12 protein-coding genes and 1 tRNA gene are annotated in these 15,551 nt (G+C 55.8%); 3 read left to right on the top strand and 10 right to left on the bottom strand.

Features of this window, described 5'->3' with window-relative positions; all coding sequences use genetic code 11:
- Window positions 1–228: 228 nt before the first annotated feature.
- From LA5095_RS26920 to LA5095_RS26875, 10 genes are all read right to left on the bottom strand, one after another.
- The gene (locus LA5095_RS26920) at window positions 229–1,524 is read right to left on the bottom strand and encodes a BatD family protein (protein ID WP_055120708.1); all 1,296 of its coding nucleotides are present in this window, start codon (window positions 1,522–1,524) and stop codon (window positions 229–231) included.
- Window positions 1,521–3,053 carry a VWA domain-containing protein gene (locus LA5095_RS26915; RefSeq protein ID WP_055120706.1) on the bottom strand — a complete coding sequence of 511 codons (1,533 nt, stop codon included), beginning with the start codon at window positions 3,051–3,053 and terminating at the stop codon, window positions 1,521–1,523. The genes LA5095_RS26920 and LA5095_RS26915 overlap by 4 nt, the downstream gene beginning before the upstream one ends.
- The gene (locus LA5095_RS26910; protein WP_055120705.1) at window positions 3,050–4,033 is read right to left on the bottom strand and encodes a VWA domain-containing protein; all 984 of its coding nucleotides are present in this window, start codon (window positions 4,031–4,033) and stop codon (window positions 3,050–3,052) included. Before LA5095_RS26910 ends, LA5095_RS26915 begins: the two co-directional genes overlap by 4 nt.
- On the bottom strand, window positions 4,026–4,502 hold the full coding sequence (locus LA5095_RS26905; RefSeq protein WP_055120703.1) for a DUF4381 domain-containing protein: 477 nt from the start codon (window positions 4,500–4,502) through the stop codon (window positions 4,026–4,028). The genes LA5095_RS26910 and LA5095_RS26905 overlap by 8 nt, the downstream gene beginning before the upstream one ends.
- Window positions 4,499–5,503: a DUF58 domain-containing protein gene (locus tag LA5095_RS26900; RefSeq protein ID WP_055120701.1), complete on the bottom strand. Its 1,005-nt coding sequence runs from the start codon at window positions 5,501–5,503 to the stop codon at window positions 4,499–4,501. The genes LA5095_RS26905 and LA5095_RS26900 overlap by 4 nt, the downstream gene beginning before the upstream one ends.
- 10 nt (window positions 5,504–5,513) lie before the next feature.
- Entirely contained in the window at window positions 5,514–6,521 is a 1,008-nt protein-coding gene (locus LA5095_RS26895) for an AAA family ATPase (RefSeq protein ID WP_055120844.1), read from the bottom strand.
- 29 nt (window positions 6,522–6,550) lie between these two features.
- Complete coding sequence (locus tag LA5095_RS26890; RefSeq protein WP_055120699.1) at window positions 6,551–8,245, bottom strand: alkaline phosphatase family protein; 1,695 nt, start codon at window positions 8,243–8,245, stop codon at window positions 6,551–6,553.
- Window positions 8,246–8,372: 127 nt separating this feature from the next.
- Entirely contained in the window at window positions 8,373–9,977 is a 1,605-nt protein-coding gene (locus tag LA5095_RS26885; protein WP_055120697.1) for an arylsulfatase, read from the bottom strand.
- 505 nt (window positions 9,978–10,482) lie between these two features.
- Complete coding sequence (locus LA5095_RS26880) at window positions 10,483–10,902, bottom strand: GFA family protein (protein ID WP_082442925.1); 420 nt, start codon at window positions 10,900–10,902, stop codon at window positions 10,483–10,485.
- 165 nt (window positions 10,903–11,067) lie between these two features.
- A tRNA-Gln gene (locus LA5095_RS26875) sits at window positions 11,068–11,141 on the bottom strand.
- A 473-nt stretch (window positions 11,142–11,614) separates the two neighbouring features.
- Between LA5095_RS26875 and LA5095_RS33095 the strand changes: the two genes are divergently transcribed.
- The 3 genes from LA5095_RS33095 to guaB all read left to right on the top strand — a co-directional run bounded on the left by LA5095_RS33095 (window position 11,615) and on the right by guaB (window position 15,526).
- A complete protein-coding gene (locus LA5095_RS33095; RefSeq protein WP_438646567.1) occupies window positions 11,615–13,141 on the top strand; it encodes a Ppx/GppA phosphatase family protein in 1,527 nt (508 codons plus the stop codon).
- Entirely contained in the window at window positions 13,138–13,845 is a 708-nt protein-coding gene (locus LA5095_RS26865) for an RlmE family RNA methyltransferase (protein ID WP_055120692.1), read from the top strand. The genes LA5095_RS33095 and LA5095_RS26865 overlap by 4 nt, the downstream gene beginning before the upstream one ends.
- Window positions 13,846–14,023: 178 nt before the next feature.
- A complete protein-coding gene (gene guaB / locus LA5095_RS26860; RefSeq protein WP_029065501.1) occupies window positions 14,024–15,526 on the top strand; it encodes an IMP dehydrogenase in 1,503 nt (500 codons plus the stop codon).
- The last annotated feature ends 25 nt before the right edge of the window (window positions 15,527–15,551 follow it).

Raw genomic sequence — 15,551 nt, 5'->3', positions numbered from 1 at the left:
CGCGAAGGCGGACAGGGTTCCAGTCATTCCTCTCATTTTGGTTCACTTTCTCTCTGGAATACGGTTCAAGTTGCCGATGAGTGCCATCTGTTTCAGAGATGAGTGAGTTCTAAGGAAATACAAATTAAGAAATAGCAATCTCGCGTTTGAAAGATTATCAAATCGATTGAAATCTCAAAGTATAAAATTGATATTTAATCATGGATAATACATGATTTACTGAAAAAACTATCGTGGATTCAAATCAGGAAGATTTTGCACTTCAGTATTTCGACGGGAATTTAGTACACTATCGCGGGTCGATTTTGCAGCAGTGAGCAAGTGATCCCAGGATTTCCTGCTTTCGCCGGATGATTTCGGCACCTGTCTGGAGAACGAGAGCGCACAGCATTGATGGATGGCCAGATCGTAAGCCGACCAGTCGCAGTTCGGAACCTTTCGCTCGACGGTGCGCTGCCAGTCCAGGCTGCGTCTCATCAACAGGTTCAGGTCACGTGATCTGATCGCAGCCACGAGCATTTTGAACAAATATCCTTCCGAGGCCCGGTGTCGGTTTTTGAGTTCCCTCGCGTAGGCCATCAACAATGACGCATATCTGCGCCAAACGAAGAAAGCAGCAAAACCAATCAGGACCACAATCATGGCCGATCCGAAAAGGCGCCTCCAGTCAATTGCAGCCGATTTTGGCTGTGGTTCGGGAACGGCTGTCCTGGTCACGTTTATGGAGATTGCAGGCGCTGCAATCGACTCGATCTTGCCGCTTTTCAGATTGAACCAGGATAGTGTTGCTTCCGGAACCGTGAAGCTTCCATCCGCTTCGGCGACCAGAACGGTTTCTTCCGTTCTGGTTCCAGAGAGAAGTCCGCGATCTTCTCTCTCCTCAAGAACAGGTTCTTTCGGATAGACGGCCAATCCGCCGGTCTCAATGTTCTGACCGAAGGGAGGCACGAACATGGGCGCCACACCCGCTACGTTGACGACCGTTGTGAGTGTCAGGGCATCGCCTACACCCATTTCTTGCGGATTACCTTCAACGGACCGCTCCATGGTGACCGAATTGGCTGCAAGGAACGGATCGAGTTTTTCTGAACCAGGTGGAATCTGACCGGTTATTTCAAAGCTGTCTGTCGTGACCTCCGTGACGACCGGCTCCTGAGTATCAGGATCTGAGTATGTGATTTTGATGCGACCGGCAGGTATTTGAAAGGTGCCTGCGATCATCGGGTAGAGCCTGTACGAACGCGTAACACCAGACCAGGGTTCCCCGCCAATTGTCTCGCTGGCAGGACCTGAAGCTCTGGAAGGCAGGCGAACGACAACGTTGGGTGCTTCGTAGCTTGGAAATTCGGGAGGTGAGGGCAGCCAGGTCGGGACCAGAACGGTAACACGGTAAAGCAGCGGTTGACCGGGAACGGCCGTGTCGTTTTCCAGTGACGTTCTGACCTCGGGACCCTGACCGTCCTGTGCGGCGACCGGTACACCAGTCAGCATGAAAAAAACATTGAGGAGCAGCGCATATCTCATTGCGACCCCCTTGCGTTTTCAAGCGCAAATCTGCTCTTCAGAAAGTCGCCGGTTCGTGTGTCGACCGTACGCATCCATTGGTCTGCAGTCTCCGGCACAGCCTCGCCGGCTTGCTGCTGGGTTTCCGTCCCGCGTCCCGCTTCATTGTCGTAAACCGTGTCATCGGCACCAATGCCGCTTTCTTCGCTGGTATCTGATTGTTCTCGCGTGGTTTCAATGTATTCCAGAATGTACTCGGCCAGCTCCAGATTCCTTTGAGCTGCCTCGTTGAGGGGATCTCTGTCGACCGCCTTCTGAAACGCGGCAATGGACTGCCGGTAAGCACGCGACTTGATCAGGGACATGCCTTCACCCAGTGCAGCGTCTGAACTTTCCTGCCAGGCATATAGTTCTGCCGCTTCTTCATATCTGCCAAGTTTGTAAAGCGAATAGGCTTTCCGCTCGGGGTCCTGAAAGAGCTCGGACGCTTTCTCGTACTCCTTCGCGTCAAATGCCATTTGGCCTTGTTGATCGGGAGTGAAAAACCAGTCGCGCCAACCTTCCGCGTGTGCGTTGGAAGGTGGTTGAAACAGGAATGCCAGGAACAGGATCGCAGACCATCGCATGGTCCAGCCACGTCTGAACCAGAAGAGCAGCAGAAGAGCGGCCGGCCAGGCAACCAGCACTCCCTGGTCGCGCCATTTCGCATCCTCATCCTGAGAAAGCGCGGCCTGATACGTCGTGTCGATGTTGCGAATGATCTGTTGAACATCCCGCGCATCAGCCGTCACGGTGACTGCTTGTCCAACCCCTAGCCCGGACGGAGTATCAACTGGCTTTGGATCACGGCTGAAGACCCAGAAATGGAGGGGCGTGTGCGTTTCCGTGTTCCCCTTGGCAATCATGGCCGCATCAGAACTTGAAATGCCATCGAGAAGAAACAGGATCGAGCCCGGCTCCGTCTGCGTTTGCAGAATGGTCTGAGCAAGTACCAGCGCTTCTCCTGCAGCATCACCTTCCTGAGGCATCACCTGCGGGTCAAGACCCTCCAGAAACGGCTTGATCACGCCGGGGTCCTCGGTAAGCGGAACCACCTGATGCGCCGATCCTGCATAGGCAATGAGTGCGGTCCTTGCCCCGGCTCGGTCCTTCAGCAGATCCAGGATTTTCTGCTTGGCGCGTTCCAACCTGTTTGGTGGCACGTCGGGTTGCATCATCGAGTCGGAAACCTTGAGTGCAATAACGAGCGGAGCCGCATCTGACACGAGTGGGTTTGGGACACGAGACCAGGTGGGACCGGCCGTTGCGACCGCCAACAGGCACAAGATCATTGCGATCGTATCAACAGGCTGCAAGCGCCGCCGGTCTTCCTGGCCGATAGTCAGGGCGGCTGCAAGATGCGGAGCTATGACAGAAGGAAGCTTAAACCGGCGAGACGGACGAACCCTCACGAGCCAAAACAGCAATCCGATTGCCGGCAGTGCCAGCAGCCACCACGGCCGTAGAAAATGGAATGCTTCGAATTGTTGGAAAAGCTGATCGGTGCTCACACTGTCCTCCTCTTGAGGGAATTCAGCTGGAGCAGCAACAGCGTCATCAGTCCAATGAGGAGTGCAAGTCCGAGAAAATAGTGCCCCAGTGGCTCGCGGGGGCGGTAGCTGGCTGTCTCAACTTCACGCGGCGCAAGTTCGTTGATGCGCTCGTAAACAGCGCTCAGCGCAGTTTCATCATTGGCGAAATAGTACCTTCCGCCTGCCGCGCTGGCGATCTCGCGCAAACTCTGCTCATCAAGTCGCTGTTCGCCGGAACCTTCGGGATCTCCGACGCCTATCGTGAGAATTTCAATACCTTCACTCGATGCAATTCCCGCCGCATTTCTGGGCGCCATGCGACTTCCCGTGTCGGATCCGTCACTTAGCAATATCAGCAATCGCTGATCAATCTGACTGGACTGGAAGGTTCTGATCGCTAGCCCGATGGCATCACCTATGACCGTCTGGGGTCCTGCCATCCCGACTTCGGTCTGTTCAAGCAACGCTCTGACGGAAACAAGGTCCTCGGTGAAGGGCGCTTGTACATAGGCCTTCGATCCAAAGACGATAAGGGCTACGCGGTCCCCATCGCGCTCGGTGATAAAGTCGCCGACAACCTGCTTTACCGCGTCGAGCCTCTGGATCCTTTCACCATCAGTTGTTTGAAAGTCGGTCTGGTCCATGGACCCGGAGATGTCTATGGCAAGCATGACATCTCGCGCAGCCGTTTCCTGGACAACAGGTTCACCGACCCGAACGGGTTGAGCCAGGGAGCAGACGAGCAGACACCAGACAAGAATCGCGGCCACGTTTTGAATCATGGTGCGGCCAATTACGACCGACCCTGGGGTAGGTTCCTGTCCTGCAGCCGAGACGAGATTGCGGAAAAACGGAAATCTTACGGATGAAACGCGTTCCTTGTAGGATGGCAGCAGAAAATAGACGGCGAGTGGCAGTGGAAGCATCAGGAAGACAATGGGCAGTTCGAATTCAGACATCAAAGCCCTCAATTCGGTGCTGTTTGATCCATTCCTCAACAAGTGACGCGACCGTCGTGTCAGCGGGCGTGTGTTGGTAAGGCCCCATACTCAGGACCTGGCCAGGTCCAGTGGAAAACCCTTCACCACCATAGGTGCTATCGAGGAAACGCAACCATTCCTTGCCAAACAACGAGGCGACGGTTGCTCTTGGATAGGCCGCAAGCGCAGTTCGTCGCAGCAGGAGGCCCATGGCGGCAGGATCGTTTCTGCAAAGGGCAAGTTCGCTCAAGGCTTCACGTCGATAGGCGTTCTTCTGTCGATGACGCCAGATACGGTGCACGAGAAAGACCGTCACCGCGAGTAACAGGAGACCGAGCCATATCCAGCCGGCGGTTTGAGGCAGCATGGAAACTGAATCAGGCTCGGGTACCGGCTCAAGCAGTGCAATAAGCTCGGTAAGGCTCAAGCCCTTCCATTCTTCTTTCACCGGTCAGCCCTCCGAGACCCCGGCCGCTGGCCCATCAGACGGCGCAATTGGTCAACCGTGTCTTCTCCGGCGCTCAACGGCAACACCGGAATGCCGTACTTCCTTTGCCAGGTCAGAATTTCGGCTATTCGGCCCGAAGCAAAATCCGACAGTCTCTTGAATGTTTCCGAGGGCCCGGTATCCAACTCGACCTGCAACTCACCATCGGAAACGACAAGTTTCATGTTCCGGGGCACATCTTCTGAAATCGGATCTGTCACCGGACACAGGACGACGTCATTGTGCCGTGCGATGGAACTGACCAGCCTGCCGGTTTGCTGATCCAGGCCATCGAAATCACTGATGATGACGACAAGATGATCGCGGTGAGCGATGCGCACAACTGACTGAAGCGGTTGGTTCAAAAGCAGCGGGCGCTCGACATTCGGCGCCTCGGCATGCAACAGTCCGTTTGCACGTTCAAGGGAAACCAGAAACCGGTTAATTGCGGCGCGGCTTCGCTTGGGTCGCAGTTCGGAAACCTGATTGTCGCCGAATATGACGCCGCCGACGCGATCACCCTGACCGAGAATCCGAAATGCGATAAACGCCGCAGCTTCGGCAGCCGTTACCGATTTCATGTTCAGCCGGGTGCCGAAGAACATGGACATCCGCTGGTCCACGACCAGAAGGGCGGGGCGGTCCCGTTCCTCGCTATAGACCCTGACATGGGCTGCACCTGTTCTGGCCGTAACTTTCCAGTCGATCATTCGTGGATCGTCGCCTGGCAGGTAACCGCGCAGTTCTTCAAAATTCAGTCCGCGTCCCCTTAGCCTCGACGCATGACGGCCGTTCAAGACACTTGAGACCGGTTGGGCGGGCAAAAGTGTCAGGTTCCTCGCTTTCCCCTCGAGCGCGCGCAGATGTGACACATCGACCTGTACCCTCGGGTCGATCCGGGTCGATGGCCGGGAAACGTGCCTGTTTAGGCCACTTCTGGTGCGCGCGGAGACATCACGCATCGCCTGCTCCTCAGGTCAGGGCCACCAAGGTGACAATTTCGTCCACGACCCTGTCCGGTGTCACGCCGTCGCCATCGGCTTCGAAGCTCAAAGTGAGCCGGTGCCGGAGTACGTCGTGAACAATCGCTCTGATGTCCAGCGGGTCGACATAGTCACGCTCGTTCAGCCAGGCATGGGTCCGGCTGCACTTGTCGAGCGCCAGCGACGCACGGGGACTGGCCCCGACTTCAATCCAGCGTCTCAACTCGCCGCCGTAGATTTCCGGCGTTCGCGTCGCTTGCACAAGGTCGGCCATGTATCGCTCGCTCGCTTCGGAGACGTGTATTCCGGCTATTTGCGAACGGGCCGCGAAAACGGCGTCTTGTGGAACCGGTGACAAAGATTTATCCGGATGTTCGGCGACTTCAGCTTCTTTCGCCGCCGGCACAAGCGCTGCCGTTTCTTCGGATCGGACTAGCTGGATGATCCTGATTTCATCGTCGACCGGTGGATAGGTGATCAGCACGTGCATGAGAAACCTGTCCATCTGCGCCTCGGGGAGCGGATAAGTGCCTTCCTGTTCAACCGGATTCTGCGTTGCCATCACCATGAACAACGGTTCCATCTTGTGTGTCTTGCCGCTGACGGTCACCTGCCGTTCTTCCATAGCCTCAAGAAGGGCAGCCTGTACCTTGGCCGGCGCGCGGTTGATCTCGTCCGCCAGCACGATATTGGCGAATATGGGTCCAGGTTCGAAACGGAACGTGCCGCTGCCGCCTGACTGATGATAGACTTCGGTGCCGGTCACATCGGAGGGAAGCAGGTCCGGTGTGAACTGAATACGGCTGAAATCTGCCTCCATGTTCTTCGCCATGGCCTTGATCGCACGTGTCTTTGCAAGTCCGGGCAACCCCTCGATCAGGAGGTTGCCATTGGCCAGCAGGCCGATGATCAGCCGATCAATCACATCTTCCTGTCCAACAATCGATTTCTGCATGCGCTCCTTGAGCTGCTGGATCTGCTGGTGTGCTTCTGACATCTGCGGCTTCCTGTCTGATCCGGGCAAGCTCATTTAAGGACTTCGTGCAGAACCATCCCCAACGATCCACTCGGCTCCTTGATTTTCAGGAGCGCAGACAAAGTCGGAGCAAGGTCAATTGTTTCAACTCGCCTTGCAACTCGTTTCTTGTCGATGCCCTGACCGGCAATGATTATGGGCACGTGCGTGTCATAGGACCAAGGGGACCCGTGATGTGACGCCACGTGCAGTCCATCGAAGTCGCCGACAAACCAATGTGGTTCAAACACGATGTAGATGTCGCCAGACCTTTCGGAGTGAAAGTTGGACAAGACCGCGCTGGAAACGGGCGTGACAGCGACACGACCGGACCGGAGATCGTCGCTTGAAAAAGCGAAAGCAATGCCAGGCATTTTTTGAAGTTCGTCCGCCAGACGCCTCGCTACGATGCGTTTGTCCAGGTCGTTTTCGTCAAGAAATGCCTCGTCCAGATAAACGTATGGTTGCGAGAAACTCTCGATCATCTCACTCGCAAACCCGAATTCTTGTCGAAGGTTTGCGGCTGCAGAATGCGTGTCGACGTCGTCAAACGAGAAATAGCTCGCGGGAATGCCGAGCGAATTCAGATAACCAGGCACTTCGGCAGCGCCATGGTCAGCCGACAGAACAACAAGGGTATTCTCAAGACCGACTGTCTCGTCGACGTGTTTCAGCAACCCGGCAATTGTAGCGTCGAGACGGCGCAGGTTGTCTTCTGCTTCAAGGCTCGATGGGCCGAAGATATGACCAACATAGTCTGTCGAGGAAAAACTTACTGACAGGTAATCGGTGACGTCGTCCTTGCCCAGATCCTCGGCGTCCAGGAGTTCTTTCGCAAACGATGCCGTCAGTTCGTCACCGGCGGGACTGAGCGTCAGCAACGTGGTATAGTATTTCCCGTCACCAGCACCGTAGGGGTGGGGAAAAACGCGTCCGAAGCCGGGAAAGTCCGTTTCCCATTCCGCGTCGTCCATGTTGCCGAACCGGTAGGTATCGACCTTGTCCGACAGGCTCCAGTTCGTCTCCGCGAATGCTGCAACTTGCCCGGAATCATTCCAGTTGCCGACCCACTCGGGATAGGCTTCCATGTAATATTTCGAAGTTACGAAACGACCTTCACTCTTGGAGAACCAATAGGCGTCACCGCTGTGACCAGCCATTGAGATGGCACCTCGATCCTTGACCGAAACCCCGAAGATTTTTGGGTTGCCACCAATGCCGATCGCGATTTCGTCCGAGAATGTCGACGACAGGATCGCGGCCGGCGACCGTCCATCCGAAGTTGCGGCTCTCTGCGTGGGGTCAATCTCTGTCGATTGGTCTATGCCTGCCTGCGCGAGGAGCGGGTAGTCGGGGTCCTGAACATTGTAGAAAGGGGTGCCGGTTTCGCGATCGAACCAGAGATTGGCAACCATTCCGTGGATCGACGGGTCTGTTCCGGTCGCAAGAGTGGTGTGTCCGACAATGGTTTCAGTGTTGGCATGACGGTGATGTGCGTTGGTAAAATAGGTGCCGTTGTCCAGAAGATAGCGAAAACCACCTTCACCAAAGTGCTTCAGGTTCCGGTCAATAAGATCGCCACGCAACTGATCGACCGTGATTTGGAGAACAAGCCTTGGATGTCCGTCGTCGGCATACGCTGTCGGGCTGAATATGCAGGCGACAATCGCACCCACCGATGTCACTCGCAATGTTGCGTCAATCATTGCTTGTTCTCTCCGTTTGCGATCTTGGGGCTGAAGGTTAGTCGCTGTAAACTCTCGCGCTGTGTACGCGTATTGAGGATCCGGGCAGCGTGATCTTCCGCCGCCCGGATCCGAAGTGAGACAGAACCTATTGCGCGCCGCCAGGCGTGCTGAGCTTGTCCATGACCTGGTCCAGCGAGAAACTCGCCGCTTTCTGACGTGGTGGGAATTCCTGGAATGTCGCCAGGAACTGTCCGACATATTGTTGTGCCGGAACAAGCAGGTACGCCCGGTCGATCAGCCAGTCATAATAGGTGTTCGAAGTCTGGTAGGAACGTTCATAAGGGTCTCTGCGCAGGTTGAATATCAGCGGCACACGCAGCGCGGTGAACGGCTCTATCCATGCCCGGAAGGTCTTGTATTCCTTCTGCTCCATGAAGATCATTTTCCAGTCGTTGTACCGAAGCGCTGTCAGATCTCCGTCATCGGAAAAATAGAAGATTTCCCGACGGGGCCCTTCTTCGGCTTCTCCCAGCAAGACAGGCAACATGTTGTAGCCGTCAAGATGCACCTTGTACTCACGCCCGATTGCCTGGACGCCACCTTGCTTCAACTGTTCCTTGATGTCCGGGACACCAGCTGCTGCCAGGTATGTCGGCAGCCAGTCCATGTGGTGCATGATTTCGTTGGAGATCGAGCCCGCTTCGATCTTGCCGGGCCAGCGCACCATGGACGGAACGCGCCAGCCACCTTCCCAGTTGGTGTTTTTCTCACCAAAGAAAGGCGTAGAAGCAGCATCCGGCCAGGTGTTGTAGTGCGGACCGTTGTCCGTCGAATAGTGGACGATGGTGTTGTCGGTGATGCCGAGTTCATCCAGCAGATCGAGCAGTTGCCCGACTTGCATGTCATGTTCGATCATGCCTGCGGTGTATTCATCGACGTTACGACCTGCGATCTTGTTCGCTTCTTCCCGCATTTCCGGTTTGACATGCGTGCGAAAATGCATGCGCGTTCCGTTCCACCAGACGTAAAACGGTTTGCCCTGTTCATGCGCGCGCTTGATGAAATCGACAGCGCCGGCAATCGACTCCTCGTCGACGGTTTCCATCCGTTTCTTGGTAAGGGGGCCGGTGTCTTCGATAGTGCCGTCGGCCGAAGACTTGATCACCCCGCGAGGTCCGAAGGTTTCGCGGAAGGTGCGGCCGTCAGGCATGACTGCATTGCCTGGATAGTCCTCGTTTTCCGGTTCTTCTTCCGCATTCAGGTGATAGAGGTTGCCGAAGAATTCGTCGAACCCGTGGTTGGTGGGCAGGTGCTCGTCTTTGTCGCCAAGATGGTTCTTGCCGAACTGGCCTGTAACATAGCCTTGTGCTTTCAACAGACCGGCTATCGTCGGATCTTCTTCCTGCATGCCGAGATCGGCACCCGGCAATCCGACTTTCGACAGACCCGTACGAAACACGCTCTGCCCCATGATATAGGATGAACGTCCGGCCGTGCATGATTGCTCACCATAGTAGTCGGTGAACATCATGCCTTCCTTGGCAACGCGGTCTATGTTTGGCGTCTGGTATCCCATGAGGCCAAATGTGTAGGCGGAGATGTTGGATTGCCCGACATCGTCACCCCAGATGACAAGAATGTTGGGTTTGTCTCCCGATTGCGCCATCGCGGGCGCAAACTCGGCCAGCGCAAGCGCTCCGGCCGCACAAACAGCCAGTTTTGCGGCCAGCAGATTATACCTGAATTTCATGACTCATTCCTTCCCCTGCACACTGTTTGCGTTTCAAAAAAGTGAAACACACCAATGCCTTGGTTATCGGTAGAACAATCAGATGCTGAAAATTCCGCAGCGTCAATATTGAAGCTGGAATTTAATTTTCACCCATTGGCTTTTTCGACAATGGCATACGATTTCGGACCTCAAAGTGACCCGAATGACGACAGGGAGTACACGCATGCGACGAATGGCTAGTGACTAAATTGACAGGGTTGCAATATCCCGCCGCGGGCTTGTCCGGCGCTCTGGCGTTTGGGCCGAGCAGAATCGCCAGTGCGGGAAACATGAACTGAATTTGTCGACGGGATGCTGACGAGCTGATCCTCTCCAAGATCGAACATCCGCTGCGGAACAAAAGAGCCGCGCTCCAGGGCGCGGCTTTGTTCGTAACCATTGCAGACATTGGCAGTGATCAGCACCAAGGTCGGCTCAGCAGACGTTGCCGCTGCCCGGGGCATTGTCCGATCTACCGATCGCTTCAGCTATCAGGCTTCCAATCTGGTTGGGTCTCGAATGAGGCAACGTCTTCTGAAAGCCGATCCCAGTGTTGCCTGTCGCGTTCGAATATTACGACCTCAACTTCCAGGCCATTCGCATTATCCATCGAACCAAGCGTCATGGTTATGTGATCCGGAGTATGTGAGTTGGTGCCGAAAATTGGACTGCCACAGGTCGCGCAAGACGCCTTTGTTACTTCTGATCCTTTTGCTGAAATATACGTGAATTTATGCAAGTTCCCCTTCAACGATACTGACTTGGTATGGAACATGGCTCCGACGGTGTGACCAGTTCCACTCAAACGGCGACACTCATCACAGTGACACTGCGCGACAACAATCGGAGCACTATCCGCTTCGTATGATACTGCGCCACAAAGGCATTTGCCCGAGAAATTCATATCAGTCACCAGCCAGACAAGTTTAGGGACACCAGACAGTCGAAAGGAAGAAAGCTAAAACAGCGCCGACATTTGTGCCGCACAGACCTTCTGAATTCGTCGTTGTGCCGCGTTTATTCGCCGCTCAAAAAAACTCGGCAATCGCAGAAGTCATGGAAAAGTGAGTGGCTGGGGAACCTGGATTCGAACCAGGACTAACGGAGTCAGAGTCCGTGGGTCTACCGTTAACCTATTCCCCAACAGCGCTTGGAAAATCCAGCTGCCAGACAGTCGAAAGCGTGTTTGTTAAGACGCAGCCGAACAGTGAGCCGGATATACATCTATCATAATCTTGATTTCAAGTACCGTTTTCGACTTTTTTGTGAAATTTCAGCCGAGTGAGCGCCAATCCGCAACGCGAAGATTGTGAGCGCGAGAGCTTTTCCATTGGCTGGCAACCTGTTACAGTTTTGCCAACGACAGATATGGCCGTCAAAAGCGCCGCCCGACAGGCGTGCGCGTACGGCCTGAAAGGTAAAACGTGACTGAGTCAGGTCAGGAACCGCCCGGAACCGGGCGACGTACCGCTGACGAGTCCGGAGATAGCGGAACTCTTTCTGAGTTCAAGGGACCGAACCGCCGGCGTCGCAAGCGCCGTGCAGGGCAGGGCCCGAAAGGTAATGTTGCAGGTCCTGAGGACAATACTGCGGCATTGCCTGGGGGAGCGGGAGAAATTCCGACCCAACGCGCGACCGGACCCGTTGAAAACACAAGCAGTGTGCAGGAAAGCCCTGCGCAGGGCAGCGGAGATTTATCCGGTTCGTCAAGACGCCGGAAAAAGCGGCGGCGGGGCCGCGCTACTGCGAACAACCATGCAGAAAGTGGTAATTCAGGCCGGAACCAACCGCATCCACCGGGCGAAGCGCATCCGAATTCTGAAACGGTCACCAGTCCCAAAGGCAAAAAAGCTGCGAATCGACGCGGAAGGCGCCGTTGGCAAAACTCCAGGAATGCCAAGAACGGTCATTCTGATTCCGCTGAAAAGAGCAACGAAGAGACAAGGACCAAATTGGCGGGAACGGACGCGGAAACCGTTGTCAGGAGCGGGAAAGAGAAACACCGCCCGAGGGAAACAGACATCCGCCTGCCGGTACGTGGTGCTGAAGATGGCAGTCAACAGAAACGTGGACACCATGCCAGACGTCCGAGACACGGGCAGCACAACGCCCCCCTATATGCGGCGCTCGATCTGGGAACGAACAACTGCCGATTGTTGATTGCACGCCCTGAAGAACGGGGCTTCAGGGTCGTGGATGCCTATTCGCGTATCGTCAGGTTGGGCGAAGGGGTCGGATCCAACAAACTTCTGAGTTCAGCGGCAATGGATCGCGCGATAGATGCATTGGCCAATTGTCACAGGAAGCTCGCCGATCGGGGTGTCATGCGCTCCCGTCTCATTGCCACGGAAGCCTGCCGGGCCGCGGAAAATGGAGCTGAATTCATCGAAAGGGTCAAGGCGGAGACCGGGCTTGCCCTTGAAGTTGTCAACCGGGAAACCGAAGCCCGGCTCGCTGTTGCCGGCTGCGCATCGCTTGTCGATCATGAAGCTGACGGTGTTATCCTGTTTGATATCGGCGGCGGTTCTTCCGAAATCGTCTGGCTGGATCTTCGAAATCGGTGCGGTGCTCGCGGCTATGCCTTGACCCGTTTCATCCGGTCCTGGATTTCACTTCCGGTCGGAGTGGTCAATCTCGCCGAACGCCATGGTGGCGTCCATGTAACGCCTGATATCTTCGAAGCGATGGTTGAAGATGCGGCGGAACACCTGGCTTCCTTCAGCCTGGCCGACAATCTGGCCGAAGCGATTTCGTCCGGACGCGTGCACATGCTCGGAACCTCCGGAACGGTAACGACACTGGCCGGCGTTCATCTTGGGCTGAGGCGGTATGACCGCCGACGTGTCGACGGGACGTGGCTCGATGACATTGATGTGTCGAAGATGATTGATCAACTGCGCGACATGCCCTATGAGGCGCGCGTGGAGAACCCATGTATTGGTGCCGATAGGGCTGACCTCGTTCTTGCGGGATGCGCAATTCTCGAGGCGATCCGGCGACGTTGGACCTGCTCCAGACTTCGCGTTGCCGACAGGGGCCTGCGAGAGGGCATATTGACAGAATTGATGGCTGCCGATGGCGTCTGGGCGCATAGAAAACCCGGAAGGCGCCCGGAGAGAAGGCGCCAGAGGAACAGAACATGAGCCGTTCGAAAAAGGGAACCGGCGATCGCGGTCTTCACGTCAAGGTCAAAACGTCGGCCGGCCGGCGAGAGTCGTCAACCCGCTGGCTAGAGCGTCAGCTGAATGATCCCTATGTTCGCCGCGCAAGGGCAGACGGCTATCGATCACGGGCAGCCTACAAGCTGATTGAAATCGACGACAAGCACAAGCTGCTGAAACCCGGCTATCGCGTGGTCGATCTCGGCTGTGCACCGGGCGGATGGTGCCAGGTGGCCGTCGAACGGGTTCAGTCAAGCGTCGAGGCGCCCAAGGTCGTGGGAATTGACTATCTCGACATGGATCATGTGCGTGGCACCACGTTCCTGAAAAAAGACTTTCTCGACGATGATGCACCTGCGGCCTTGATGGAGGCACTAGGCGGCAACAGGCCGGACGTTGTGCTTTCGGACATGGCGGCACCGACCACGGGACACAAGCAGACAGACCATTTGCGCACGACCCACCTTTTTGAGATTGCAATCGATTTTGCCAGACGGAATCTCGTTCCCGGCGGATCCTTTCTTTCAAAGGTGTTTCGCGGCGGCACGGAAAATGCGTTGCTTCAGGACCTGAAGCGTGACTTCAAGACCGTTGCGCATTTGAAACCGCCTGCGAGCAGGAAGGAAAGCCCGGAACTTTATGTGATTGCAAAGGGGTTTCGAGGCAGCGACCTCGATCCGGATTGATACCGGCAGGCGAGAGGACTGCGAATTCCTGTCCAAGTTGTGAAGGACGGCTCTTTTCTTTCTGTCACCTGCGTGTTATTGACCCGCGCCAACTTCTCCGGCACAGCCGAAGCGACTCGTCAGACGCAGCCTTCACCCGCAAGACTGCGTCTCTAGCTATTTTAAAGGGGAATTGGCCATGGCGTCTTTCTTTGTCCCACCAACCGGACAGCAGGCTCTGACTTTCGACGATGTCCTTCTGATCCCTGGCCATTCGGAAGTCATGCCAGGTGAAGTAGACCTGAAAACAAGGGTTACTCGCGAGCTGGAACTCAATATTCCTATCCTGTCTTCTGCCATGGACACCGTGACGGAAGGACGCCTGGCAATTGCGATGGCGCAAGCCGGCGGCATTGGCGTCATCCACCGGAACCTCACACTGGACCGACAGGCCGAAGAAGTCCGGATGGTCAAGAAATTCGAATCCGGCATGGTCGTAAACCCGCTTGTCATCGGGCCCGAAGCGACATTGCAAGATGCCAATGACCTGATGAAACGGTTCGGCATCTCCGGTGTTCCTGTTGTGGAAAACGGCGGTTCCGGAGGCCAGGTTGCCGGTAAGCTCGTCGGCATCCTAACCAATCGGGACGTTCGTTTTGCCTCCGACCGGCAGCAGAAAATCCACGAACTGATGACCAGTGAAAACCTGGTCACCGTCAGCGACAACGTTAGTCAGGAAGATGCAAAGCGCCTGCTGCATCAAAACAGGATTGAAAAACTGCTGGTGGTCGATTCAGACAACAACTGCATCGGCCTTATCACCGTGAAGGATATGGAGAAGGCCAAACTCAATCCGAATGCCTCCAAGGACGCACAGGGCAGGCTTCGCGTTGCGGCAGCCACCAGTGTCGGCGAGGAAGGTTTTGCAAGGGCGGAACGTCTGGTTGATGCCGGTGTCGACATGGTCGTGGTCGATACGGCGCATGGCCACTCCCAGAAGGTTCTGGACATGGTGGGCCGCGTGAAGAAACTGTCCAATTCGGTGCAGGTTCTGGCGGGCAACGTTGCAACGTCCGAAGGGACAAAGGCGTTGATCGACGCCGGCGCAGACGCGGTCAAGGTCGGGATCGGACCTGGCTCTATCTGTACGACACGGATCGTGGCGGGAGTGGGTGTGCCCCAGCTCACGGCGATCATGGAATCGGTCAACGAGGCGGAAAAGCAGGGTGTGCCGGTGGTCGCTGATGGCGGCATCAAGTATTCCGGTGATCTTGCCAAGGCAATCGCCGCCGGGGCCGCGTCCGTCATGGTCGGATCCCTTCTGGCGGGCACCGAGGAAAGCCCGGGCGAGGTCTATCTTCACCAGGGCCGTTCCTACAAGTCCTATCGCGGCATGGGGTCAGTCGGTGCCATGGCGCGTGGGTCTGCGGATCGTTACTTCCAGGCTGAAGTCAGGGACAGTCTCAAGCTTGTTCCTGAAGGTATTGAAGGGCAGGTGCCCTACAAGGGAGCTCTTGGCAGTGTCTTGCACCAGCTTGCCGGTGGCCTGCGCGCTGCCATGGGATATGTCGGCGGCAAGAATATTCTGGATTATCAGGAAAAGGCGCGCTTTGTGCGAATTTCCGGCGCCGGATTGCGCGAAAGCCATGCTCATGACGTGACAATCACGCGCGAAAGTCCGAATTATCCGTCAAACGTTTGAAATTGAATTGTTGGTCCTTGTTCAA

The organism is Roseibium album, assembly GCF_001404515.1.
Taxonomy (GTDB): Bacteria; Pseudomonadota; Alphaproteobacteria; order Rhizobiales; family Stappiaceae; genus Roseibium; species Roseibium album.
The sequence above is the reverse complement of the archived record's forward strand: the minus strand, read 5'-3'. Positions and strand labels throughout refer to the sequence as shown.